Source organism: Butyrivibrio sp. MC2013 (assembly GCF_000424585.1).
In the GTDB taxonomy this organism is placed as follows: domain Bacteria; phylum Bacillota; class Clostridia; order Lachnospirales; family Lachnospiraceae; genus Butyrivibrio.
Map to the genome: position 1 here is coordinate 19,077 of NZ_AUKE01000019.1, position 26,545 is coordinate 45,621.

Here is a 26,545-nt window from a genome sequence, read left to right on the forward strand (position 1 = left end):
TTATGTGATCTTTAAAGGCGGGCACATTATCAGTTTTTTCAGGACCGTTTTGGGAGGAATGGAGGCCGTTGTCTGGGGACTTGTAATAGCTTATATCATGTCCCCGGTCATGAATTTCATAGAGGACAAGATCCTGGAGAAGATCTTTAAGGCATTGGGTGCCGGAAGGGATGAGAATGGACAGTTCAAGCAGTGGAGACTGATCAGAAATCTTTCCATTCTCTTCTCTATGACTATCTTTATAATCCTGCTGGTGAGCTTCTTTGCTTATATACTGCCGCAGCTCTTGCAGAGCATCAGCGATATCATCAAGAATATCAATGTCTATTACCGCAATGCGGATCAGGCAGTCAATAAGTTTTTGGAGAGCTCAGATCCTCAGACCAGGGCAGCTGTCAATTACGTGATAGACCAGGTATATATCAGGATCAATTCCTTTATCCAGGAGAATATCATTCCCAATATGACTCATATTCTCCAGACCGTTTCCAAGTATGCTTTTAATATAATTGGTGGTTTCTTTAATATATTTATTGGTATCATAGTATCTTTTTATGTGCTTCATTCAAAGGAGCAATTTTGCGGACAGGGCAAGAAACTGGCATATTCCTTCCTGAGAGAAGAGCAGGCCAATGAGATCATCGCCGGCTTTAGGTTTGTCCATGAAACCTTTACAGGCTTCGTCACCGGCAAGATAGTGGATTCCATCATTATCGGTATTGTCTGCTATATCCTCAATATCATATTCAAGATACCTTATCCGGTGCTCATAGCTGTGATAGTGGGTGTGACCAATATCATTCCCTTCTTTGGACCTTATATAGGTGAGGCTCTGGGATTTTTGATACTGGTCCTCATCGATCCTCCCACGGCAGTTGTATTTCTGATATTTGTGATCATATTGCAGCAGGTAGATGGCAATATCCTGGGTCCTAAGATCCTGGGTAATTCCACAGGTCTTTCCAGCTTTTGGGTCATATTTGCCATTATGTTCTTTGGCAGTATCTGGGGCTTCATAGGATGGGTACTGGGTGTGCCTATCTTTGCTGTACTGTATGCTTTTGTGGCATATGTGACAGACAGAAGGCTTGAAGCCAAGGACCTGACCACAGATGAGGACACCTTTATAGAGACAGCTTATATCGAGAAGGGACAGTTCCATTATCTGGGAGATCCCAGTTCTACCAAATACAGATCTGAGAAGCAGTCATCATCCTGGCGAAGGATATTTAAGTCCAAGCATAAAAATGAGGCTGCAAAAAGGGAGAAGGCACCTGCTATAAAGACAGGAACTCTATCCACTGATAAGCACGAGAATGTGGATCATCACATAGAGTAAATATCTCTATATTGATTGCTCCTACTTGACATGATGGGATATGGAATTATAATACAACTAATAACTTTAATGCGTTGAACTGATATATAAGTAAAATTATCATATATCTAATGACATTCACATTTATGCGAGTGTTTGAAATCTAATAAGAAAAGAGGATGGAAAGATGGCAAAAAAGGAAATTGACTGGGGTAATATCGGATTTAACTACTGGAAAACAGATTACCGCTACATTTCCAACTATAAGGATGGCAAATGGGATGACGGCGAGCTGACTACCGATTCTACAGTGACACTCAGTGAGGACGCAGGTGTTCTGCACTACGCCCAGGAATGTTTTGAAGGTCTTAAAGCTTATGAGACCAAGGACGGCAAGATCGTCACTTTCAGACCTGATCTGAATGCCAAGAGAATGGTGGATTCAGCATCAAGACTGGAGATGCCTTCTTTCCCTGAAGATCGCTTTATCAAGGCTGTAGAGGAAGTTGTAAAGGCTAATAAGGACTTCGTACCTCCTTACGGAAGCGGTGCAACACTGTATATCCGTCCTGTTATGTATGCAACAGGTAACGTTATTGGTGTTAAGCCTGCTGATGAATATCAGTTCCGTATCTTTGTTACACCTGTAGGCCCTTACTTCAAGGGTGGTGCAAAGCCTATTGTTGTTAAGATCTCTGATTTTGACAGAGCAGCACCCCACGGTACAGGCAATATCAAGGCTGGTCTTAACTATGCTATGAGCCTTCATGCTATTGTTACAGCTCATGATGAAGGCTTTGCTGAGAATGTATATCTGGATGCTGAGTCCAGAACATATATTGAAGAGACAGGCGGTGCCAACATCATCTTCGTTACCAAGGACGGAGGACTGGTTGTACCTCAGTCTCATACAGATTCAATCCTTCCTTCCATCACAAGAAGGTCTATCGTATATGTTGCCAGAGAGATCCTGGGCATGAACGTAGAGGAGAGACCTGTTAAGCTGTCTGAGGTATCTGACTTTGTAGAGATGGGTCTGTGCGGTACAGCAGCTGTTATCAGCCCTGTAGGCAAAATCAACGACCATGGCAAGGAAATCTGCTTTGCCAGCGGTATGGACGAGATGGGACCTGTTATCAAGAAGCTCTATGACACACTTACAGGCATCCAGATGGGTAATGTAGAAGCTCCCGAAGGCTGGATCCACGAGATCAAGATGTGAGATATATGTCTAAGTATATGATCAGATGATAATCTTAGATATAGAGCTTGGATAAAGCTATAAGATATAGGATTTAGTATTTTTTGTGTTATATATAAGCCTCTGCCATCATGATCCAGATGACAGAGGTTTATTTATGAGAATATAGAGATATTGCAGAAGAGGTTTGGGGAAGAATAGCACTACATAGTGTGAGGAGGAATTGTATGATCACAAGAGATGAGGCGTTTGAACTTTTAAAGAAATATAACAAGGATCCATTTCATATCCAGCATTCATTGACAGTTGAGGCTGTTATGAAGTGGTATGCAAATGAACTGGGATACTCTGATGAAGCAGAGTACTGGGGGATTGTAGGTCTTTTGCATGATATAGACTTTGAACTGTATCCAGAAGAGCACTGCCTGAAGGCTCCTGAACTCCTAAGAGAAGGTGGTGTCTGTGACGACATTATTCACTCTGTATGCTCGCATGGCTATGGAATAACTGTTGGATGCGGGACAACTATAGATGTGGAACCCATTCACGAAATGGAGAAAGTTCTTTTTGCAGCAGATGAGCTTACCGGACTTATCTGGGCAGCGGCGCTCATGAGACCGTCCAAGAGCACTAAGGATATGGAACTTAAGTCTCTCAAGAAAAAGTACAAGAGCAAGGGCTTTGCCGCAGGCTGCTCCAGAGAAGTAATTGAGCGAGGCGCGCAGCAGCTTGGCTGGGAACTTGATAAGCTGCTTACCATGACTCTTCAGGCTATGGCAGCAAGCGAAGATCTGATAAACGAAGAATTTGAGGAATATTCATGTGGAAGATAAAGCAGATTTTTGATGGAGACTTTGGCTGCGAGGAGCTTGCACCCGGAGAAAGGCCAAAGGTTTCAGTAACACTTGAAAATGAGGAGGGACAAACAAAGCTTGTTTCCGTAGAAGATGCATGGCTTTCTGATAACGGACTTAATGTAGGCGATGCTTGGAAAGCCTGAGGATATCGCAGAGATGGTGATGTTTCTTTGTTCCCGACTTTGAAGAGCCTCAGCTGACGCAACCCTAGTAAATACAAGGGTTTGCGGACTTGACCGAAGATGAAAGTCATGCAAATGTACAGCAAAAATTCCAATCGAAATGAGCAGATATGCGGTAATATGAAGTTTCGATAGGTTTCCGGGATAACCGAATATAGTAAGACTTAAGGACACTTTCTAAGAAAGAAATTTCTGGAGAGTGTTTTTTTTGTCTGTTGTTATGGTGAAAAATCTTTGGAACTGTCAGTCAGATTTTCAGATTTACAGGTCAGGAAGGAGGAGAACCGCAAATGTACGGTACAGCGATAGTGCATGTGTTGTTGCATCACACAAAAAACCACATGAGCCTGCGGAAAAACAAGTCGCCATAGGAGGAGATATCGCAATGGAAAACAGAAACACCAGGTTTCCCGAAGACCTTGTAAATGTAAGGGTGCAGGCAAATACATCATACCAGATCAAAAGGGTGATTGAGCTTGTACAAAGTGAAAAAGGATTAGAGCTGATGAGTTGCTCAAAGATTATGCCGAACTCAGGATCCGGACCGAGGCTCCGACAGTTCGCAACGTTCAAGGATTTGAAATACGAAAAGAAACAGCAGCAGAGGAAAAACAAGCAAAGGAACTTCAGAAGAAAGTTCTGATAAGGAGGATGCTCATGTGTAAAGTGATAGCAATAGCCAATCAAAAAGGCGGGGTGGGAAAGACCACAACCGCCGCAAATTTAGGAATCGGACTTGCAAAAGCAGGAAAGAAAGTGATCCTGATCGATGCGGATGCACAAGGTTCGCTCACCGCAAGTCTTGGTTATGAAGAGCCGGATGAGATGGAATACACGCTCGCCACGGTTCTTGGCAAGATTATAAACGAAGAGACCATAGATCCGCAAGAGGGAATTCTGCACCACGAGGAAGGTGTGGATCTGATGCCCAGCAATATTGAGCTATCCGGGTTGGAAGTATCTATTGTAAATGTAATGAGCAGGGAGACTGTACTTAAAGAGTACCTGAGTATGATCGAGCAGGAATATGATTATGCCCTGATCGACTGCACTCCCTCACTTGGAATGGTTACGATAAATGCTCTCGCAGCGGCAGACAGCGTTCTTATACCGGTACAGGCAGCATATCTGCCGGCTAAAGGATTGGAACAGCTGATCAAAACAGTTCGCAAGGTAAAGAGACAGATCAACCCTAAGCTTGAGATAGAAGGCATATTGCTGACAATGGTGGATGGCAGAACAAATTATGCAAAAGAAGTAATTCAGCTTCTTGAGGAAGGGTATGGCAGCCAGATCCGTTTCTTCAAAAATATCATTCCTCTATCAGTTCGCGCTTCAGAAATCTCAGCAATAGGAGTGAGTATTTATGAACATGATCCTAAAGGCAAGGTCGCGGAAGCATATACCTCTTTGACAAAGGAGGTGCTTGCAGGATGAGCAGGAGTATAGCAGGAAAGATAAAACTGAATTCTTTTGCAGATATCGTTGGTGGAGATGATACCGCAGTTACAGAGGTTCCGTTATCGGATCTCCATGAATTTAAGAATCATCCATTTCGAGTTTTGGATGATGAGAAGATGGAGGAAACGGTTGAAAGCATCAGAAAAAATGGTGTTCTGATGCCGGGAATTGTCAGACCACGAATGGATGGAGGTGGTTATGAGATAATAGCCGGTCATAGACGAAAGCGAGCCTGTGAGCTTGCAGGGCTTGCGACAATGCCGGTTCTGATTAAGAACTACACGGATGATGAAGCTACCGTAACCATGGTAGACACTAACATCCAGCGTGAGGATATACTTCCGAGCGAAAAGGCTCATGCTTATCGAATGAAGTTTGATGCTATGAAGCACCAGGGTTCCGCTGGAGGCAGAACCGTAGAAAGTATCGGTGAAGCTGCCGGCGAGAGTGGTAAGACGGTACAGCGGTATATATGGCTATCCAACTTGTCAGATACACTCCTGGGCTTTGTTGATGAAAAGAAATTGCCAATACGATCCGGTGTTGAAATCTCATATTTGACGGACAAGGAGCAGGGTTGGATTGAGGAGATCGTTGGATCGACTGGTGTAGTAATCACACCGGCGCAGGCCGAAAAAATCAAAGGATATTCACAGAGTAAAGAACTAACCAAGGCGCTCTTGAATGAGATTCTTTCAGAGGAAAAGCCTAAGCCGAGAAAGATTACTTTTAAGGGAGAGAAGCTATCAAGGTACTTCCCGGAGGATATGCCCGTGGAAGAAATAGAAGAAAAAATCATCAGGATTCTTGATGAATGGAAGGATAAAGGAGGTCGGTAACCATGGGGATACGATCCAGCGGTTGTGCTGCCGTAGATGCAATGGACAGAATACGAATATCGGGAAATATCATTCCTCAGAGCTGGTACAAGGAGATACTGCGCGATAATGGCAAGCCTTATCTTCTTGCTGTTACATTGCTTGCGGATATCGTGTACTGGTATCGCCCCGTAGAAGACAGGGATGAATCATCCGGTTATGTGATCGGATTAAGAAAAAGATTCAGAGGCGATCTGCTTCAGAAAACCTATGATGAGTATGCGAATCTGTACGGAGAATCAAAGCGAACGATCAAGGCTGCACTTGACCGACTGGAGGAGCTTGGTCTGATCAGAAAAGTCTTTCGGGATATCAAACTGAAAAATGGAACGAAGATTCCCAATGTCATGTATATTGAGATCTTTCCGAACAGAATTGAGGAGATTTCCCATTATGATATTGAACCTTCATCTTTAGGACCGTCGGTCCCGAAGTATGAAAATGATGAGTCAGATGTTCCTGCATCTGAGGCATATATACCCTCCCAAACCGCTGATTTGGCGGGTTCTGATGGGGGTGGTACAAAATTTTGTAGGACCTCCTACAAAAAAATGTATGACCCCCTACAGAATAATGTAACACGTCCTACGGAGGAATGTACCCATGTCCTACAAAATGATGCAGGATATCCTACGCCGAATGTGGGGACAAATACATATATTACTACAGAGACTACAGGAGAGAATACGACACAGAACACAACAGAGATTACTCACAGAGAGAACAGTCCAGTCATGTCTTGTCAGGCAGAGGATGTGGATAACTTTGATGATGATGAATTGTCAGATCCTGTGGATTACTCGAAGCCGATAAAGGTAAAGATGCAAACACCTGTAGACAGACGGACTGACAGAGATATCTATATCGAGATCTTAAAGGATCAGGTTCAGTATGACCGTATTCTTCAGGAGGATACATATGGTGAAAAGGTGAACATCGTTGATGGGATCCTAAACATCATAGCTGATATCGCAACTACTGTTCCACCGGATGGATATGAACGGGTGAATGGAAGACAGTATTCGCATGAGGTCGTTAAGAGCAGGCTTCTGAAAATGGATTATGAGACGATCATTCATGTACTGGATAGATTCAAGGAGAACAAAACTGAGATCCGGAATATGAGGAGTTACCTTCTGACAGCACTTTATAATGCCAGGGATGAAAAAGATATACAGTTCCAGAACTTCTTCAATCACAGCTACTATGGCACCGATTGGACACAACAGAGAAGGGAGGATTGATCTGATGGTATCATTTGCTGAAAAACATCCTGACCTCGTTTCGGAATGGGCAAAGGAAAATGAGATAAGGCCTGAGAGCATTTCATATGGATCAAATAAAAAGGTTATTTGGAATGGGAGCTGCGGACATACATGGACAGCATCGATCAAGAACAGAGGAAACAACCATGGCTGCCCGTATTGCTCAGGTAATAAAGTCTTGAAGGGGGTGAATGATCTGGCTACTCTATATCCTCAACTTGTTGAAGAATGGGACGAGAGTAATAGACCGCTTATGCCGGATATGGTTTCAAGAAAGGCCAACAGAGAGATAACATGGAAATGTCTTCGTTGCGGTCAGACATGGCGCTCCAGGATAGCCGACAGGACAGACGGACATGGATGCCCTGTGTGCTCCGGAGAGCGACTTGTGAAGGGTATAAATGATTTTGCTACAGAACATCCTGAACTTGCAGCGGAGTGGTCAGGGAAGAATGATAAGGATCCTTCAGAGGTCAGATCAAAGTCCAGGGAGAATGTCTGGTGGAGATGTGGTAGTTGCGGATATGAGTGGAAAGCAGTGATTGACAGCAGAGTTAAAGGTTCCGGTTGTCCTGAATGTTTAAGGCAGGAACGTATGGCAAAAGTTGCATATAGCAACGCTGAAGAAGAGATGGTTTTCAAGAATAATGTGATTGCTTATTATGCGAACATTGCCAATGCTGAAGTGATAATGGGAAGTGATGACATTATCGGAGTTCCGCTGGATGTATATTTTCCCCAATATAAAGCTGCAGCAATTTACTCAAAGCCTCTGATAAGGGACTGCCTTGTACGGCGAGAAAATGCAAAGAACTGGCTTTGTCTGAATGCAGGGATAAAACTGTTTCGCATAGCTGATCCGGGATCTGACGATTATGAAAACTGTATCTGTATTACTCTTGAGAACAGATCGCTTGAAGTCCTCAGTCTGGCGATACAAATGATCTTCGATATGCTCGGAATTGATGCAGATGTTGATATAGAAAGGGATTTACTGGAGATTAAAAGTATTTCAAAAAAGTTTTGAAAGTTGCGCACAACGCAACATTTTTGTGGTAAGATCTGAACGAAGTTCAGATCCGGACGAAAACAAACAGCGATAGGGCAGTTATGAGAGAAATCTTGTAGCTGCTCTTTTTTTGTGAACTTTAGGACCGTCGGTCCTGAAGTTGAAAGGAGAGAACATGGAGTCAACAAGAGATATCAGAAGGATGATCGACAAAGAAATAAAGAAAGGAAGTGCTCCGATGGCATTTGAGCATATAGATTACAGACCTGATGCATTACAGGAGATCACATCAGAATCAAAGCTGAAGGAGGTTCTCGTTTATCTTTTGAGAATTGCAGAGTATGAAAATCTGGCAAATGATATGACGAGAAATAATGTTTATACCGAAAATCATCTTCTTCGCGGGGATAGTTTCCACAGGCGGAATAATGTGATGGAGCGTAATGCCAACTATCTGAACGCAATAACCTATGCCAAAAGGCTTAAGCCGGTGTATGAAGGCAAAACCTTTGTGGAAACAGTGCCATGCTTCTTTTCATTTCCGGAGGCAGAGCTTGATCGGTATCGTTTTGTATATGAAGGAACTGAAACATATGCATTTCCTATGTCGGGAAAACATATTATAAACGGATTATATCTGCTCAGCATTATGAATCGAAAAGACCTGGCATTCCGGGATGCCCCATATTATATAGATGGGGATATCAATAAGCAGATCTATCATTTATCAGATGTTCGGGCAGTCCCTTTCCAGTGTTTACTTTTGGATGATATACATCCGGTAGATGGATTGTTTGAAGCAAAACTCTATACGATATATTTTTTGAAATAAAGTAACTTGCAAGGAACAGCGATAAGCGCGGGTTTGAGAGAAATCTTGGATCCGCGCTTTTTTGCGTTTAAGGAACTTTAGGACCGACGGTCCTGAAGTGGAAAGGAGGATGGATTGCAGCTTGAAATGACAGAGAGTGAAATATGCCACAGATTCCGGCGAAACGGCGGTGGAAAGCGCATGATACCGATTCTTGCTCAGCTTAATGCTGTAGATGATGAAGTGATCTGTGACATCCTGTGGCGTAACAATCTCTTGAAAGAAAAACCGAAGTTTCTTCATCAATACAATTACGCGTGAGGAGGTAAAGGATGGCAGAAGAGAAAAAGCTGAGCAAAACAGCTCAGGCAAGAGAAGATGCAAAAAACAGAAGGCATTTTAAGGAAAAATGCTATGAAATACTGATGACAAAAATGCTGGAGAATTCCATTGATATGAGAACCTCCAACAAGATTCAAATTCAGATCACAAACACTAACAGATATTTCTCGGTGAGAAGATATGGTCAGTATCTGAATATCGCGATTTTCACCAGTGGAGACATTGATGTGACCGTAAATGAGGCTTGTCACATCGAGCACAAGCAGCGGGTTTTTGAGTTTACGACTGACCTGTATAAACAGGAGAGATTCTATGATGAATTCTCTACAATGCTGGATTGGCTGTTGCCATTGGGCTTTGGTGAGAGTGACATTGATATGCACACATTCATGGATTATGTGGAAGGATCAGGAGATGTGATCAAAGCATACGAGTCTCTCATGGAAGACAGGAAAAAGTATCACGACGATTATTAAGGAGATCAATATGAAAAGATTCTTACGCAGGCTGGTGGTGCCTCCCTGACGCCACTGCAAATACAGGGCTATGCCCGGAAAGGAGTAACAGATGCATGAAGAAGTAAATCAGAAGGTCGTATCCCTCGGGATCCGAACAGGGAAGCTTACTGCAAATGTGCTGGCTAAGGCGATGAAGATGTTTTTGGATGCACAGAAGCAGAAGTCACATCAGTTCAAACACGGGAAACAGTCGTTAAAACAGCTGATGGAACAAAATGCCGGGGCGACAAATATCGAGGTGGACGAGAGCAATATCAAGTCCTTCGACCGCGTGGCGAGAAAGTATCATATCGACTACGCTGTGAAAAAGGACAAGACGCTTGATCCACCGAAGTATTTCGTTTTCTTCAAAAGCAGGGATCAGGATGCGATGACGATGGCGTTTAAGGAGTTTATTGCAAGCAATAACCGAAAGAAGGAACGCACACCGTTTAGGCAGGTTTTGAAGAAGTTCCGCGATCGTTCCATGAGTATGGACAAGAACCGCGAGAGGGAGAAGACCAGACAGAAGAACAGGGGGCAGAGCTTATGAGTGAAGTAAAAAAGCCTGCCGCCAAAAAGAGTACCGGTAAAGGCAGAACAAAGCCAAAGAAAAGCGGTGCGAGGAAACCGGCGCAAAAGAAATCTGTGAAGAGTAATCCAATTGATCAGGCACTGACATTGGTAGCGAAGAAGTTTGTTAAAGCAGGCGGCACAAAGCTGCTTTTGAAAGTGTTCCCCTATCTGCTCTTTGGATACTTCGGAAACAAGATGGCATATGCGTATCGTGTGACGGAAGCACCGGACTTTTTCAATAAACTGATGGGAAGTCTTTCCAATCTCGGACCGGCCTTTGAGAATATCCTGCCAAGTTTCAATCTTGCAGATCTGCTCTTCGGAGCGGTATTCGGAGTTGGCATGCGACTTGTTGTATATTTCAAAAGCAAGAATGCAAAGAAGTTTCGCAAGGGCGAGGAATACGGTAGCGCCCGGTGGGGCAATGCAAAGGATATCGAACCCTACATGGATCTGAATGATCCGGAAAATAACGTGATCCTTACCCAGACAGAAGGACTTATCATGAACGGTAAGCCAAAGGGGCCTAAGTATGCCAGGAATAAAAACATCCTGGTCATAGGTGGATCAGGTTCCGGTAAGACTCGCTTTTTTGTGAAACCGAACCTGATGCAGCTCCATTCTTCATATGTGGTAACGGATCCGAAAGGAACCGTTTTGCTCGAAGTGGGCCAAATGCTTTATGATGCCGGATACGAGATCAAGGTACTCAACACGATCAACTTCAAGAAGTCGATGCACTACAATCCCTTCGCCTATCTTCACGATGAAAAAGACATCTTAAAACTGGTGAATACGCTCATTGTAAACACCAAAGGCGAGGGACAACAGGCCACCGAGGATTTCTGGGTCAAAGCAGAGAAGCTGCTGTATCAGGCATACATTGGATACATATTTTATGAGTGTGTGGAAGAGGAACAAAACTTCATAACGCTCATAGATATGATCAATGCGTCGGAGACGAGAGAGGATGATGAGAGCTTCAAAAATGCGATAGATCTGATCTTTGAAGAACTGGAAGCAGACGAGCCGGATCACTTTGCTGTAAAGCAATATAAAAAGTATAAGCTGGCGGCCGGCAAGACCGCGAAATCTATTTTGATTTCCTGCGGTGCAAGGCTTGCTCCCTTCGATATCAAGGAGCTTCGTGACCTGACAGAATACGACGAAATGGAACTTGATCAGATCGGTGAAAGAAAGACCGCACTGTTTATGATCATGTCGGACACCGATGGAACCTTCAACTTTATACTGGCGATGATGCAGTCACAGATGTTCAATCTTTTATGCGAATGCGCTGACGATAAGCATAACGGCAAGCTGCCTGTTCATGTGAGATTTCTTTTGGACGAGTTTGCCAATATCGGCCAGATACCACAATTTGATAAGCTGATCGCGACGATACGAAGCAGGGAAATCTCTGCTTCTATTATTTTGCAGTCAAAGAGTCAGCTGAAAGCAATCTACAAGGATAATGCCGATACGATAGAGGGCAACTGTGATACCACCCTGTTCCTGGGAGGAAAAGAGAAGACGACACTGAAAGAGATGTCGGAGATTTTGGGTAAAGAGACCATTGACCTCTACAATACATCGGATACCAGAGGACAGTCCCCGTCCTACGGTTTGAATTATCAGAAAACGGGGAAAGAACTGATGTCGCAGGATGAGATCGCAGTCATGGACGGCGGGAAATGTATCATGCAGCTTAGAGGCGTGAGACCATTTTTCTCAGACAAGTTTGATATAACAAAGCATAAGCGGTACAAAGAACTGTCGGATTTTGATGAAGCGAACCTGTTTGATGTCGAAGCATTTTTATCTACGAAGCTGAAGATGAAAAAGAGTCAGATCGTGGAAACATACGAAATGGGTGTCGTCGAAGATGATGCCTGACAACTGAATAGGCATAAGGCTAAACGGACTCATAAGAGCAAACCTGATACCGGAGCTACTACAACTGAATAAAGGAAGCAGACGATGAGCGCCTACCAAGCAAACATCATCATCTGCCCCAAGCGGGAATGGCATAACCAGACCCTGTGTTCATTTTATCACAAGAGAAGATGGCGCAGGGCTTTTTTATGCCTTCCGGAAGTAACGTAAACATTTTTCAAACAATCGGAAGGAGGAAATCCAAGATCACTCCCGGTTATGAACAAAAAAACCGAGAAATAAGATTTTGGAAAACAAAGAAATGGGATTTTTTACTAATAGCGTAACAGCACTGAAGACCGTCGTAACCGCCATCGGAGCGGGTGTAGCCGTATGGGGAATCATCAACCTGCTTGAGGGCTACGGAAATGATAACCCCGGTGCAAAGAGCCAGGGAATTAAACAGCTGATGGCGGGCGGAGGTATCGTAATCATCGCCCAGACGGTGATCCCTCAGCTCACAACTCTCTTTTCATAAGGAGAACTTCGCGATAGATGAATACTATCGTTGAGAAGATTACCGAACTCATAAAGGAAATGCTGCAAGGCTGGGTAATGTCTAACCTCGAAGGAATGTTTACCGATGTGAATACAAAGGTAGGCACCATCGCCGGAGAGGTTAGTCAGACCCCAAGCGCATGGAATGCCAGCGTTTTCACTATGATACAGACCTTGTCAGATACGGTCATCATACCGATAGCCGGGATCATCATAACCTACGTGCTATGTTATGAGCTGATCACGATGGTCATAGACAAAAACAACATGCATGAATTCGATACTTCGCTTTTCTTCCGGTATCTCTTTAAGGCTTGCATCGCAGTAATGCTTCTTAGCAAGACTTCGGATATCGTCATGGCGATCTTTGATGTTGGCGGTCACATGGTAAATGAAGCCGCCACTGCGATCACGGGTTCTACTGCGCTTAATGTCGGAGCAACCATCCAGTCGATGTTCTCATCGCAGCTGTCAACCATGGAGATAGGTGAGTTAATTGGTCTCGGCATAGAAACGATGTTTTGCAGCTTCTGTATGAAGATCATGTCCGTTTTGATCACCGTCATTTTGTACGGACGTATGATCGAAATCTACCTTTATGTATCGGTAGCACCGGTGCCGTTTGCAACCCTTGTAAACAGGGAATGGGGCGGTATCGGATCAAACTATATCAAGGGATGTATAGCCTTGGCTTTTCAGGGATTTTTCATCATGGTCTGCGTTGCGATATATGCAGTCCTGGTCAACACGGTTACGGTGGCTTCAAACCTGCACTCAGCTTTGTGGCAGGTAATGGCTTATACCGTGGTGCTTTGCTTTACCTTGTTTAAGACAGGCTCTCTTGCAAAGAGCATCCTCAATGCACATTAAAAGACGGAGGTGACGAGCCTATGGCAATCGCAGTAGATGTGGCAAAAGACCCCAAGGCGATCAAGTCGAAGTTCATCGGAAACTTCACCAAGCGCCAGGTCATTTGCTTTGGAGCGGCTGCCGTGGTTGGTATTCCCTTCTATCTGCTGACAAGAAAGGTAATCGGGACGGACGTGGCTGCCCTAATGATGGTGGCAGTCATGCTCCCGTTCTTCTTCATAGCAATGTATGAGAAGGACGGAGTGCCTGCGGAGCAGTATTTAAAGCAGGTCATTGAGATGAAATTTATCCGGCCCGGGATACGCAGATATAAGGTAGAAAACCTCTACGAGCAGTTGAAAGAAAGAGAACTTAAAGAGAAGGAGGTGGAAGCTCTTGAACGCAAACAAAAAAGGTGGAAAGAAGAGCGCTACGGTCAAACAGAAAAGCAGGCCGGCTAAGAAGCCTGCCAATACCGTATCGCTTTTTCAGAAGTTTACAGGGCTTACGCTTTCTGAGCATCTGAAACTAAAGAAGCTTAAGAAAGAATTATCGGGAGATCCGGTACAGTCCGGTAAGCAGATTTCCACGCAGCAAACCATAACCTTTGACAAGATGTATAAGGACGGCATCTGCAAAGTAAGAAAAAACTATTATACGAAGATGATCGAATTCTTCGATCTGAACTATGTCCTGTTGGATGAGGATGAGAGAGCAGATATCCTGGGGCTGTACTCACAGCTGATCAATTACTTTGATCCCAGTATCGGCTTTCAGATCTTCCTTTTTAACAGGCATGTGAATGAAGAAGTCCTTGCGGCGCAGTTTGATATCGCCGCCCAGGGAGATAAGTTTGATGACATCCGTGAGGAGTTTTCAGACATGCTCAAAAACCTTTCCTCAAGAGGTAATAACGGCGTGATCAAAAGTAAGTACCTAATCTTCGGAATCGAAGCGGAGAACTTAAAAGAAGCGCGCCAGAGGTTCATAAGCATCGAAGCGGATATCATAAAGAACTTAAGAAACCTTGGTACCAATGCCAAGTCCCTTGATGGAAAGGAACGCCTCAGAGTCCTGTATGAGTTCTTCAACCAGGACAAGATGGAACCTTTCCATTTTTCATTTAAGGAAATGGCAGAGTCCGGCAACAGTGTGAAGGATTATATCGCACCGCAGGGCTTCGAGTTCCGTTTCCCCGGAAGATACAAGATGGGGCATATGTTTGGCGCGACCAAGTATCTGGATATCATATCGCCGAAGTTAAATGATGAGCTTTTGAAGCGTCTGTTGGATATCGACAGCAACATATCCATATCCATCCATATGCAGACCATAGAGCCGATTGAGGCTATCAAGCTCTTGAAACGTGCCTTGTCCGATGTACAGAAGACCAAGATCGACGAGCAGAAGAAGGCAGTAAGAGCCGGATATGACATGGATATCTTACCTACGGATATCGTTCTGTATGAGAAGAACACCATGGAACTTTTGGATGATCTGAATACCAGTAACCAGAAGCTTATCTGGACCACGATCTTGATATCCGGTTTCGGAAGGAACAAGAAGGAACTGGAGAGTGTGACCCAGAGGATATCGGGTATCATTCAGCAGGCCAACTGCAGACTGATCGATCTTCAGTATAAGCAGGAAGTGGCTATGAATGCCGCAGCTCCAATCGGTATCAATGATACAAAAGAGGGAAGGCATCTGATCACAAAGAACCTGGCGATCCTGGTACCGTTCAATACACAGGAACTGTTCCAGCAGGGACAGTCATTGTATTACGGCCTTAATGCCTTATCCAACAACATGATCATGGCAGACCGTAAGAAACTCAGGACACCGAACGGCGTAATCTTAGGTACGCCCGGTTCCGGTAAATCCTTCTCAGCAAAAAGAGAGATCCTTGGGAGCTTCCTGGTATCAAGGGATGACATTTTAATCTGTGATCCTGAGGGTGAGTATTACCCGCTTGTAAAAGCACTCGGAGGTGAAGTCGTAAAGCTGGCAACCAATTCAAAGGATTACTTAAATCCTATGGATATCCAGTTATCCCATAAGAATGATCGAGAAGCATTAAAGCTTAAGTCAGACTTCCTTATCACGCTCTGTGATGCTATCGCAGGCGGTGAGACAGGCCTTGCTAATGATGAGAAGGGTATTATCGACCGCTGTATCGAGAAGATCTACGATGAATATTTTAAGGATCCGAGACCGGAGAACATGCCCCTATTGGAAGACCTGTATAATGCGCTGATCCAGTACGAGCCGGATAAAGCAGTATCAGAACAGCTTGCAGTGGATGCAAGGCAGAAAGCGGTACGTATCGCAAACAGCCTTGTGCTCTATGTCCATGGCTCTCAGAACTATTTCAATCACAGAACAAATGTGGATTCTCAGAACCGTATTGTCTGCTTCGATATCAGAGACCTGGGAAAACAGCTGAAGGAACTGGGCATGCTGATCGTGCAGGATGCGGTCTGGAACAGAGTATCAAGGAACCGTGAAAGACATGTGGCGACCAGATACTACTGTGATGAGTTCCATCTGCTCCTTCGTGATAAGCAGACGGCACAGTACTCTGTTGAGATCTGGAAAAGATTCAGAAAGTGGGGCGGAATTCCTACGGGACTGACTCAGAACGTTGGTGATTTCCTGCGTTCGGAAGAGATCGAGGGAATCCTCGGTAACAGTGACTTTGTATATCTTCTGAATCAGAACGCAAAGGACCAGGTGATCTTGGCCGATAAGCTGGGGCTTTCAGCAAAGCAGCTTCAGTATGTAACAAACTCTGAATCAGGTTGCGGACTCATTCTTTTTAATGACGTAGTGATCCCGTTTGTTGACAGATATCCTACAGATACCAAGACATACAAGATCATGAATACGAAGCCGGAGGAAGTAGACGAGCCGGCGGGTGCAGCTAAACAGGGAGATGATGCGGATGGCAAAGAAACAGAATAATCCGGCAAAGGATGATGTGTTAAAGAAGAATGCCATGAAGCAGGAGAGCTTTAACGCAAAGTCTGATACCGGAGAGTTTAAGAATGAAAGAGCGGGTCCGAAAGGATCCGCGAAGACCGGGGGTAAGAATTTATCCCCGAAGGAAAAAACTGTTTCCGAGGCGCAGGAGATGTTCACGCAGGGGACTGAGAACAAAGTCGGTTCCAAGTCTGAACAGCAGAGCAGAAAGGCAAATCAGGAGTTCTTTAGCAAGCATGAGCAGGAGGATGAAAGAAATACCGAATATGCATCCCAGCGCGAGGAGACAAGAGCAAGACGCATTCACAGGCAGCACGATACGCGGACCCGCGTTAAGGACAGCTTCATACAGTCAGACGGTGATTTCCATGATAAGACAGGATTTGTGGAGGAAGCCGGAGCTGAGTTGGATAGCAAAAAGCTGGACAAGCTTGAAAAGAAAGCAGAAAAAGCGGGAAAGAAAACAGAAAAGGCGCGTAAGAAGCTGCCACAGCGTAAGGAATACAAACTGGTACGCCACTTTGATGAAAAGACGGGGAAGGTCACTTATGAGCTTCAGACAAATAAAGTTCCAAAGAGACCAAAAAACGGAAATCCCATAACGGCGGCACAGCGCAGGGCTGCGATGGAAGCCACAGGCTTTGTGCACCAGAAGATCGCGGAAAATGAAAAGGAAAACGCAGGTGTCGAAGGTGCTCATAAGACTGAACAGGCAGGAGAGGCGGTGATAGATTATGCAAGACGTTTTAAGCGTGACAAATATGCCCGCCGTGCCAACAAAGTAGCAGCTCTGGAGAAGAAACAGTTTAAGGCAGAAGTCAATTTCCGTTATCAGAAGTTTCTGGAAGAACACCCGGAGGTGAAGAAAAAAGCCATACAGAAGAGGTTGCAGAAACAGAAGATCAAGCGGGAATATGCCAAAGCATTAAGGAAAGGAACGGAGGCAAAGCAGGCGGCGGGATACGCCAAGAAAGCAGCTCAGACAACCACGACAATCGCAAGAAAGTTACAGGAATTTGCCCGGAAGCACATAGGAGCGATCGCAACTATAGGACTCTTCGGGCTTTTCTTTATGCTGATCGCGGCGGGTGTATCGAGCTGTGCTGCCATCTTTAACGGCGGGGTTTCAACGACCATGGCAGGGAGCTACCAGAGTGTGCCTGCACAGCTGGATGCATCCGATGAGGCTATGACCTCAAGGGAGATGGCTTTGCAGAATACCATTGATTCCATTGAAACGGACTACCCGGACTACGACGAGTACAACTATAACCTTGCAGAGATCGGGCATAATCCGTTCACGCTGATCAATTATCTTTCAGCGACAAAGGTGAATGTGGTGGCTGCGGACTGTGATGCCGAGATCGAATCACTTTTTAATGAAATGTATGAGCTGACCCTTACGCCAAGAGAAGAAACAAGAACAAGAACGGTCACGCAGACCAATGAAGAAACAGGTGAAGAGGAAGAAGTGGAAGAGGAATACACGGTAACGATCCTTGATGTGGAGCTGACCAGAAAGCCGCTTGAGGATATCGTGGCGGACAGACTTACCGGGAATGATGATGCCAGTTCGCTTTATGTGGCTTATCAGGCTACAAACGGTGCACTTCAGCAGTTTTACACGCCTCTTGATGTCGATTGGTACAACCTGATCTCAAGCTATTACGGATATCGTAAGAATCCCGTCACGGGAGAGAATCAGTTCCATCGCGGGATTGATATAGCGGTTCCGGAAGGTACAGAGGTCTATGCGGCACAGGACGGAACGGTAACAACGGCAGAGTATAACAGTGAATACGGAAACTATATCGTCATAGAAGATGCGAACGGGTTTGTGACGAAATATGCACACCTGTCGAGTATGAATGTTTCTGCCGGACAGACTGTCAAGCATGGAGCGGTTATAGGAAAAACAGGAAATACCGGATCCAGTACCGGAAGCCATTTACATCTGGAGTGCCTTGCGAGTGGAGAGTATTACAATCCACTCTTTTATTTTGAGAACGGAGACGGTTCGATCTATGGCACAACGGACCCCATAGGTGGTAACGGTGATGTGGCGGCATTGTTTGACGAGGCGGAAAGGTATCTTGGATACCCTTATGTATGGGGCGGTTCAAGTCCTTCAACGAGTTTTGACTGCTCGGGATTTGTCTGCTACGTGGTGACCCACAGTGGTTATTACAATCTGCCGAGGACAACAGCACAGGGCATTTATAACCAGTGCCAGCATATCAGCGCATCGGAGGCAAAAGCAGGAGACATCATTTTCTTCACGGGAACATACAACTCCGGTAATCCGGTAACCCACGTAGGAATCTATGCCGGAAACGGACAGATGATCCACTGCGGTGATCCCATCAAGTATACCTCGATCAATACGCCATACTGGCAGAATCATTTCTATGCCTTTGGTCGTTTGCCTGCTTCACCATAGATTCACGGAGGAGGCTTATGAAGATTGAGAAGATGAATGAGCTGATCGAGAAGTGGAAAGCGCAAAAGCAGGCGTATAACGAGCAGATGGACAAAAAAATATCCGACCTGGAGCGGGAACGTGATCTGGCTGTCGCAGCTGCCACGCAAAAGATATTTGCAAGGCATCACTTAAGCGCTGACGAGCTTCTTAAGCTCAAATATGCAAGTAAACAACAATTACAGAAGGTTCTGGAGTTCATAGAGGAAGAGATCGAAGAACCTGAAAAGCCGGAGCCTTTGGAGGTGACGGAAGATAAGAAAGAAAAGGAGAATCAAAATCATGCAAAAGAAACTATTTCGTAGGATTACGGCATCGCTGATCCTTTCGGTGATGCTTTTTGCACTGCCGGTGGGAGCCTTTATTGCGAACACTTCAAATGCTGTCACGGCATATGCGGAAGATGATGTGTCCGGGAATGAATCGGGTGATAATACGAATCCCGGTGATGGCACAGGAGATGCTACAGACGGTGAGACGATCGGAGGAGAAACCGGTGACGGGAATACCGATAACGGAAATGCCGGTGACGGAGAAACCGGTAACGGAAATTCCGACAACGGTGAAGGTGATGAATCCGGGGAAGGCGGAGAAGAGGGAGATGATCCCGAACCCACACCGGAGCCGACGCCTGAACCCGAACCGGAGTGTATCTGTGAGCATAAGTGCAGTCAGTATGACTACAACAAGGACTGCCCTGTGTGCAGTGCAAACTATAAGGATTGCCAGTACAAGGATCCGAGTGTGAAGATCACCATCGACGCACCAAGCGGTTGGTATGGAAGAGGAAGCTCTGTAAAGGTGAAGTTCAAAGTTGAGGATATCCTTGATACCGGCAACTTCGCAGTTAAGTCTGTCAGGGCAAAGATCGGACAGAACGGAAGCTATCAGGATGTTACCGAGGATATGTATATCGAGATCACGGAGAACTGTTCTGTATATGTCCTGGTAACGGATGCGAATGATAAGAGTTATGAGCGCAGCCGTTCCATCAACTGTTTTGATACCACAAAGCCTACGCTTAATGCGGCAGTATCAGAGGGACTTCTTACGGTACAGGCATCTGATACAGAGTCCGGGATCAAAGTCATCTATGTGAACGGATATGAATTTAAGGATGACATTACAAACGGAACATTGAACATCCGTCTGTCTCAGTTTGATGCAGGTTATGAGTATTTCACCATTACGGCTATGGATAATGCCGGCAATGTGTCTGAGGTATATAAGACGAAAAATCCTTACTATAAGGATCCAAAGTCAGAGGATGATTCCAATCCCGCAGAACAGCTGCCTGTCAGTGCGGAGGCGACAAATCCTTCCAGTGCCACGGCAACTGTAACTCAGCATACACAGACTGACAGTAACGGCAATACCACAAGCCAGACACCGAAGACTCCGGAACAGCAGAAAAAGGAGGAGTTCGCCAGGGCTGATGCAGAAGAAGCAGCGTTATCGGATGATGAAAAGGGCGAAGATATGAATCTTGGCAAAGAGTTTTATACCATCGAGGCTGCAAGCGGTAAGGTCTTTTATCTGATCATTGACCGTGATGGCGAAGAGGAAATGGTGTACTTCTTAACGGAGATCACGGAGAACGATCTGCTCAATGTAACGACAGACAATTCCGAAACACTGCCTAAGAATTCTGCGGCCCTTGAATCACAGATCCCTGTGACGGAAAGCGCACTCCCGAATAACAATACGGATTATGAGGAGACACATGAGGTGGCTACTCCGACTGAGACACCTGCAGAGGAAAGTACAGAAGAGCCTTCTGAAGAGCCTGCGGAGGAAGAAAAGGAACCTGTAAAGAGCAATCCGTTGGTGGGATATCTTATCATGGGTATCCTTGGTGCAGGAGTGATCGGTGCTGCTTATTACTTCAAGGTGGTAAAGAAGAAGCAGGACGGAGATTTTGTAGAGGATGAGGACGAAGAGGACGAGGATGAAGATTATGAATCCGAAGAGGAGGCTTCCTCAGAGGATGATTTCTTTAGTGAAACGGAGAAGAAGGAATCTGAGAGACCCGCGCCTTCAGCTGATGATGTGGCCGATACCATAGAGGATGCTGACGAGGATGATGATCCTTATGAATCTGACTCTGACAAAGAGTAAGAGATAAACCAATAAACCGGTGCACATGCACCAAGTATAAAGAGCCGAGGCGAAAGCCCCGGCTCTGATCATGATAAGGAGGAAGATCATGGACGAAAGAACAACAAATGAAGTGGTACAGGATGTGATGGATGACATCGCTGCCAAAAGAGAAGCCACGCAGGAGACTGCCAAAGAGGAGAAGACTCTTGCAGATCAGTTTGCAGACAGCAAGGCAGAGCAGGCACAACCGGAAGGGACAGAGGATGGTCAAAAGAAGATGGATGAGATCACCCTTAAGTTCGGTAAAGGCTGCGTTGGTGATGAGTTCCAGGGGAAAGATGGCGTGAAGTATAAGGAGATCCTGGTTCCCAATCAGGACAAGGATGATCACCGCCCCTGGCAGACCTTTGTCGTAAAGGCAAATCATGTGCATGAGAACCAGTACGGTAAAGGCATGTGGTGCAAGCTTCCCGCCAATGGGACAACAACACTTCACAGGAGCGTAAAGGTCGGGCAGGATGAACAGGGCAAGCCTATCTGGGATACCGAGAAGACCAAGGTATCAAATAAGGACCTTAAGAAGATGGTGGAAGCCTATAAGGATAAGGATCGTGACCGTAGTTCCATGAAGGAGAAGCTTGCGGAAAAGAAGGCTGTTGTTGCGGAGCAGAAGCCGGCGGAGAACTATCAGGCCAAGGCAAAGTCCAAGGAAGCAGCTTTATAAGGAGGAGCATATGGAGCTTGTGATAACTGAAAAACCTTCGGTTGCACAGTCCATCGCCATGGTGATCGGCGCAAAAGAAAGGTGCGATGGGTACCTTAAGGGAAACGGCTACATTGTTTCCTGGTGCGTCGGTCATCTGGTGGAGCTTGCAACTCCCGAGGCCTACGATGAAACCTTAAAAAGATGGACATACAATACGCTGCCTATCATGCCGACGGACTGGAAATATGTGATCAAGAAGGACACCAAAGCCCAGTTCAAGGTATTGAAAGACCTTATGAAAAACGGGGATATCACCGCTATAGTATGTGCAACGGATGCCGGAAGAGAGGGGGAACTGATCTTTCGGCTTGTTTATGAGCAGGCGAGATGTTCAAAGCCGATCAAGAGGCTGTGGATCTCGTCTATGGAGGAGAGTGCGATCCGTGACGGGTTTGATCACTTAAGACCCGGATCCGATTATGACAATCTTTATGCTTCAGCACTCTGTCGTCAGCAGGCGGACTGGCTTGTGGGGCTGAACGGCACAAGACTTTTTACAGTGCTTTACAGAAGCAAGGTCCTTAAGGTTGGTCGGGTGCAGACTCCCACGCTTGCAATGCTGGTGGACAGGGAGGCAGCGATACAGAGCTTTAAAAAGACGCCTTTTTATACAGTCCATCTGATCGGAGCAGGAATGGATGCGGTATCAGAAAAATATCCGGACAAAGCAAGGGCTGACTCTGTTGCCGCTTCCTGTAAGGATCATCCGGCTACGGTGAAATCTGTAGTTTCCGAGGATAAATCTGTAGCTGCACCAAGGCTTTATGACTTGACGACACTTCAGAGAGATGCCAACCGAATCTTTGGATTTACTGCAAAAAAGACACTGGAATATACACAGTCGCTTTATGAAAAGAAGCTCTGTACGTATCCGAGGACGGATTCGCAATACCTTTCTGATGATATGGAAGATACGGCAAAGAACGTACTTTCCGTTGTGCAGAGTACATTTCCATATCTGCAGGATGAAAGAACGGTGAGCGTGGATTTTAAGCGTGTTATGAACAGCAAAAAGGTATCCGATCACCATGCGATCATTCCTACAGTGCAGATCGAGAACTACCACAATGTACAGCTTTCAGACGGAGAGCAGAAGATCCTTGCGCTGATCTCTGCCAAGCTTTGTATGGCAACTGCAGAAAAGTATCAGTACAGGAGTATCAAGGCAGAACTGGAATGCGGAGGTAATACCTTTACTGCATCGGGAACAACTGTGGTGGAACCCGGATGGAAGAGGTATGACGCGGCGCTTCGGAGTGAGTATAAGGTCAGGATGGAAAAGGAGGATGAAGAGCTTAAGTCGCTGCCTCCGTTGACAGAAGGATTCATGTATTCGCCTTCCGAGTGCAAGGTGGTTGAGGGCTTTACACAGCCGCCGAAGCATTTCACGGAAGACAGCCTGCTCTCTGCTATGGAGCGTGCCGGCGCAGAGGATATGGGCGATGATGTGGAACGCAAGGGGCTTGGAACTCCCGCCACCCGTGCGGATATCATCGAAAAGCTGGTCAAAGATGGCTTTGTAAAAAGGGAGAAGAAACAGATGATCCCGACAGATGACGGAATAAAGCTCATCACCGTCCTGCCGGATGTAGTCAAGAGTCCCAAGCTTACTGCTGACTGGGAAAACGCATTAACTCTCGTGGCAAAAGGCGAATATTCCGCGGAGCAGTTCATGAACGGGATAAGGAACATGGTAACAGATTTAGTAAAGACCTATAACGGGGTCGGAGAGGAGAACAGAAATATGTTTGGATCAAATGATGCACTGGGTAAGTGCCCTAAGTGTGGAGGCGATGTGATCAGAGGCAAGTACGGACTGTACTGCTCTGAAAAGTGCGGCATGAACATTGGAAGAGCCTTTGGTAAGGAGCTTTCCGAGGAGCAGGTGAAGGATCTGCTTGAGGGCAAGAAGATCTTTGTTGAAGGTATCAAGTCCAAGAAGGGCGGCACTTACAATGCCTATCTTATACCGGATGGTGTCAGGGAGTATTCCTATACAAAGAAGGACGGATCCCAGGCAACCGGCTATGAGTACAATTTCAAGATGGAATTCCCGAAGAAGGAGGAGAAGTGATCATGAAGAAACACATCATTTATGCGGCAGCTGCGGCTGTATGTGCTGCTGTCACAGGTATTATCACCGGCGTGATCGTAAATCACAGGAATTGCAAGAAATATGAGCGACTTCAGGATGCTCACATCGAGTTGATGGAAGATTATGCCAATACGATGGAGGAGTTTACAGATTATATCCATGGTAAAAACGGATGTGATCGTGAGGATTTCATTTTTGAGGAGGACAACGAAGATGAGTGAGATTAAAACTATGCCAAAGGTTGAAACAGAAAGCGTAAGCAAGGGCGCACAGCGTGCGAGATATACCGCATATATGCAGGGACTTCGTAAGCTGGAGCAGAGGGTACAGTCAGAGAAGAACAGCCGCGAGAAGGCTGCCAGAGTAGGAGGCGCAGTATGATGGATTTTGAAGAGTTTAAGGCAAGTGTGGCAGAACAGATCAAGGATTATCTGCCTGAGAAGTATGCAGATGCAACTGTCGATCTGCAGAATGTGACCAAGAATAACGATACCGTGCTGACCGGTCTTCTTATCAGAACCGAGGACAGCAATATCGCTCCGAATATCTATCTTGAGAACTTCTTCGCACAGTATCAGGATGGAGAGAATCTGGGGAATATTCTTCAGCATATCGCTGATATCCGTGTGAACCATGAGATGGAACAGGCCTTTGACGTGAGCAAGATTACGGATTTTGACCAGGTGAAGGATCATATCATCTGTAAGCTTGTAAATGCCGAGATGAACGCAGATTACCTTGCAGATAAGCCCCACACTCTTGTGGAGGATCTTGCAGTCGTATATGCGGTAGACCTCGGCGGTGGTGAAGGCGGTCGTATGAGCGCACCTATCACCAACAATCTTATGGAACAGTACGGAGTGACCACGGAGGAACTTCATGATATCGCACTTCAGAATCTATCTGAGTCTCAGATCGAGTTCAAGACAATGAGGGATGTACTGGTGGATATGATGTTCCCTGATGGAATCCAGGAAGGGGATCCCAGAGCGTTCATGCTCCCGCCCGAAGAGGAGAATCCTTCCATGTACGTGCTTTCCAATGCGGACAAGCTTAACGGAGCTGCCGCACTTTTGGATGCTAAAACAATGGAAGATATTTCCGAGAAGCTGGGCGGCGATTTCGTGGTTTTACCTTCAAGTATCCATGAGACCATCGTTTTGCCTCTGAATGAGGATATGGATAGACATACCCTGGAAGCAATGGTGCAGGATGTTAATGCAGGCCAGGTCGCTCCAGAGGAAAGGCTTTCCGATCATGTTTATATGTATGATTCTCAGGCTAAGGAGCTTGTCCTTGCCGACAAGATGGAGGAACGCCAGCAGCAGAGAGCTGAAGCTCAGAAGGATGCCAAGGAAGCTGAACAGGCTGATAAGCCCGATAAGACAGAGCGCGGTGAAAAGAAGCCGGAGCGCGAGCGTGTATCCATGAAGGAGAAGCTTCCCGAGAAGAAGGCGGAAGTCGCAAAAAACGAAGCAAACCGGGAACATCCGGTACCAAGCAAGACGAAGGAGACGGCACTGGCGTAAAGCTGCATGACCGTTTGCAGGAAATGTTGTCGGATTGGGGCAGTCGAAAGGCTGCCCCGATTCTTTACGAGGGGAATGAAGATGGACGATTACGATAGTGAGGATGTTGTACTTGTAATAGCGGGTGTATTTGCAGCATCCTGTGTAGGCAGATTTATCCTGATGTTTTTGCTTGCCATGCTATAATATCCGAAGGTAAATATGTCGATATAACTTTAATGGGCATATTTGGAGGAAAGAGATGTCGATAGCAAAAACGCAGACCTCTGAGAGCTTTCGATTAAGTGCGTTGCTTTCATTTTCGGGAGGACTACAGGATGCATATACTTATAATGTGAGGGATGGTGTATTCGCTAATGCCCAGACCGGTAACGTGGTACTGATGAGTCAGAATTTTATGCAGGGAGAGTGGCATAAGGGGTTACGATATATGCTTCCACTCATATCTTTTGCCGCTGGTATTTTTTTGGCTGAAAGGATCGAGAGCAGGTTTAAGACAGGCAGCAAGATTCACTGGAGACAGATCATACTTTTCATCGAGATCGTAATGCTTTTGGCTGTTGGGTTTATGCCGTCAGGGTTAAGTATGCTCGCAAATATCATGGTATCATTTTCATGTGCCATGCAGGTGCAGACATTCAGAAAGGTCCATGGATATGGATATGCCAGTACGATGTGTATCGGCAATCTGAGGAGCGGTACGGAAAGCCTGTCACAGTATTTCAGAACGAAGGAGAAGGGATCCCTGTACAAGGCATTTCATTTCTTTGGTATTATTTTTATCTTTGCCATAGGAGCCGGCATTGGTGGGATACTTTCTTCAAGGTTCGGTACCGGTACGATATGGATCTCTCCGGCAATTCTTCTTGTGGTAGCTTTGATGATGGTCAGGGAGTGAGATACGAGGAGGCATAT

General features: G+C 45.6%; 27 protein-coding genes. All 27 read left to right on the forward strand.

Going from position 1 to position 26,545, the window contains the following annotated elements:
* Positions 1-58: 58 nt before the first annotated feature.
* The 27 genes from G636_RS18205 (at position 59) to G636_RS0110810 (ending at position 26,528) form a co-directional block, all read left to right on the forward strand.
* Positions 59-1,339, forward strand: a complete 1,281-nt coding sequence (locus G636_RS18205; protein ID WP_242826958.1) for an AI-2E family transporter — start codon at positions 59-61, stop codon at positions 1,337-1,339.
* A 145-nt stretch (positions 1,340-1,484) separates the two neighbouring features.
* Positions 1,485-2,540, forward strand: coding sequence for a branched-chain amino acid aminotransferase (locus G636_RS0110680; protein ID WP_305803591.1), 1,056 nt, complete (start codon positions 1,485-1,487; stop codon positions 2,538-2,540).
* Positions 2,541-2,746: 206 nt separating this feature from the next.
* Positions 2,747-3,352 carry an HD domain-containing protein gene (locus tag G636_RS0110685; protein WP_026508055.1) on the forward strand — a complete coding sequence of 202 codons (606 nt, stop codon included), beginning with the start codon at positions 2,747-2,749 and terminating at the stop codon, positions 3,350-3,352.
* Entirely contained in the window at positions 3,340-3,519 is a 180-nt protein-coding gene (locus G636_RS0110690) for a hypothetical protein (protein WP_026508056.1), read from the forward strand. The genes G636_RS0110685 and G636_RS0110690 overlap by 13 nt, the downstream gene beginning before the upstream one ends.
* A gap of 259 nt (positions 3,520-3,778) precedes the next feature.
* Positions 3,779-4,201: a hypothetical protein gene (locus G636_RS20325; protein WP_196803092.1), complete on the forward strand. Its 423-nt coding sequence runs from the start codon at positions 3,779-3,781 to the stop codon at positions 4,199-4,201.
* Between the two features lie 14 nt (positions 4,202-4,215).
* Positions 4,216-4,995, forward strand: a complete 780-nt coding sequence (locus tag G636_RS0110700; RefSeq protein WP_026508058.1) for a ParA family protein — start codon at positions 4,216-4,218, stop codon at positions 4,993-4,995.
* Entirely contained in the window at positions 4,992-5,858 is an 867-nt protein-coding gene (locus G636_RS0110705) for a ParB/RepB/Spo0J family partition protein (protein WP_026508059.1), read from the forward strand. The genes G636_RS0110700 and G636_RS0110705 overlap by 4 nt, the downstream gene beginning before the upstream one ends.
* Positions 5,859-5,860: 2 nt before the next feature.
* Entirely contained in the window at positions 5,861-7,141 is a 1,281-nt protein-coding gene (locus G636_RS19605; protein WP_051226890.1) for a DUF6017 domain-containing protein, read from the forward strand.
* A gap of 4 nt (positions 7,142-7,145) precedes the next feature.
* A complete protein-coding gene (locus G636_RS19610) occupies positions 7,146-8,189 on the forward strand; it encodes a zinc-ribbon domain-containing protein (RefSeq protein ID WP_051226892.1) in 1,044 nt (347 codons plus the stop codon).
* Between the two features lie 157 nt (positions 8,190-8,346).
* Entirely contained in the window at positions 8,347-9,003 is a 657-nt protein-coding gene (locus tag G636_RS0110720) for a hypothetical protein (protein WP_026508060.1), read from the forward strand.
* Between the two features lie 114 nt (positions 9,004-9,117).
* Entirely contained in the window at positions 9,118-9,303 is a 186-nt protein-coding gene (locus G636_RS0110725) for a hypothetical protein (protein WP_026508061.1), read from the forward strand.
* Between the two features lie 11 nt (positions 9,304-9,314).
* Positions 9,315-9,800 (forward strand): hypothetical protein, encoded by a 486-nt coding sequence (locus G636_RS0110730; protein ID WP_026508062.1) that lies wholly within the window; start codon positions 9,315-9,317, stop codon positions 9,798-9,800.
* Positions 9,801-9,891: 91 nt separating this feature from the next.
* Positions 9,892-10,374: a PcfB family protein gene (locus G636_RS0110735; protein ID WP_026508063.1), complete on the forward strand. Its 483-nt coding sequence runs from the start codon at positions 9,892-9,894 to the stop codon at positions 10,372-10,374.
* Positions 10,375-10,484: 110 nt separating this feature from the next.
* Positions 10,485-12,293, forward strand: a complete 1,809-nt coding sequence (locus G636_RS0110740; protein ID WP_442855991.1) for a VirD4-like conjugal transfer protein, CD1115 family — start codon at positions 10,485-10,487, stop codon at positions 12,291-12,293.
* Positions 12,294-12,594: 301 nt separating this feature from the next.
* The gene (locus G636_RS0110745; protein WP_026508065.1) at positions 12,595-12,810 is read left to right on the forward strand and encodes a Maff2 family mobile element protein; all 216 of its coding nucleotides are present in this window, start codon (positions 12,595-12,597) and stop codon (positions 12,808-12,810) included.
* A gap of 17 nt (positions 12,811-12,827) precedes the next feature.
* Positions 12,828-13,700: a VirB6/TrbL-like conjugal transfer protein, CD1112 family gene (locus G636_RS0110750; RefSeq protein WP_026508066.1), complete on the forward strand. Its 873-nt coding sequence runs from the start codon at positions 12,828-12,830 to the stop codon at positions 13,698-13,700.
* 20 nt (positions 13,701-13,720) lie between these two features.
* Positions 13,721-14,140 (forward strand): PrgI family protein, encoded by a 420-nt coding sequence (locus tag G636_RS0110755; RefSeq protein WP_026508067.1) that lies wholly within the window; start codon positions 13,721-13,723, stop codon positions 14,138-14,140.
* A 61-nt stretch (positions 14,141-14,201) separates the two neighbouring features.
* Positions 14,202-16,643: a VirB4-like conjugal transfer ATPase, CD1110 family gene (locus tag G636_RS18220; protein WP_442855992.1), complete on the forward strand. Its 2,442-nt coding sequence runs from the start codon at positions 14,202-14,204 to the stop codon at positions 16,641-16,643.
* Complete coding sequence (locus tag G636_RS0110765) at positions 16,624-19,101, forward strand: CD1108 family mobile element protein (protein WP_026508068.1); 2,478 nt, start codon at positions 16,624-16,626, stop codon at positions 19,099-19,101. Before G636_RS18220 ends, G636_RS0110765 begins: the two co-directional genes overlap by 20 nt.
* A gap of 17 nt (positions 19,102-19,118) precedes the next feature.
* Positions 19,119-19,445 carry a hypothetical protein gene (locus tag G636_RS0110770; protein WP_026508069.1) on the forward strand — a complete coding sequence of 109 codons (327 nt, stop codon included), beginning with the start codon at positions 19,119-19,121 and terminating at the stop codon, positions 19,443-19,445.
* Positions 19,423-21,258, forward strand: a complete 1,836-nt coding sequence (locus G636_RS18225; RefSeq protein WP_035779528.1) for a CD1107 family mobile element protein — start codon at positions 19,423-19,425, stop codon at positions 21,256-21,258. The genes G636_RS0110770 and G636_RS18225 overlap by 23 nt, the downstream gene beginning before the upstream one ends.
* An 88-nt stretch (positions 21,259-21,346) precedes the next feature.
* A complete protein-coding gene (locus tag G636_RS0110780; RefSeq protein ID WP_026508070.1) occupies positions 21,347-21,964 on the forward strand; it encodes a hypothetical protein in 618 nt (205 codons plus the stop codon).
* A 10-nt stretch (positions 21,965-21,974) separates the two neighbouring features.
* Entirely contained in the window at positions 21,975-24,080 is a 2,106-nt protein-coding gene (locus G636_RS0110785; protein WP_026508071.1) for a type IA DNA topoisomerase, read from the forward strand.
* A 2-nt stretch (positions 24,081-24,082) separates the two neighbouring features.
* Positions 24,083-24,322 carry a hypothetical protein gene (locus G636_RS0110790; protein WP_026508072.1) on the forward strand — a complete coding sequence of 80 codons (240 nt, stop codon included), beginning with the start codon at positions 24,083-24,085 and terminating at the stop codon, positions 24,320-24,322.
* Complete coding sequence (locus G636_RS20330) at positions 24,315-24,482, forward strand: hypothetical protein (protein WP_155832380.1); 168 nt, start codon at positions 24,315-24,317, stop codon at positions 24,480-24,482. Before G636_RS0110790 ends, G636_RS20330 begins: the two co-directional genes overlap by 8 nt.
* Positions 24,479-25,630 carry a DUF5688 family protein gene (locus tag G636_RS0110800; RefSeq protein ID WP_051226896.1) on the forward strand — a complete coding sequence of 384 codons (1,152 nt, stop codon included), beginning with the start codon at positions 24,479-24,481 and terminating at the stop codon, positions 25,628-25,630. The genes G636_RS20330 and G636_RS0110800 overlap by 4 nt, the downstream gene beginning before the upstream one ends.
* A gap of 241 nt (positions 25,631-25,871) precedes the next feature.
* The gene (locus G636_RS0110810; RefSeq protein ID WP_026508074.1) at positions 25,872-26,528 is read left to right on the forward strand and encodes a YoaK family protein; all 657 of its coding nucleotides are present in this window, start codon (positions 25,872-25,874) and stop codon (positions 26,526-26,528) included.
* Positions 26,529-26,545 lie beyond the last annotated feature (17 nt).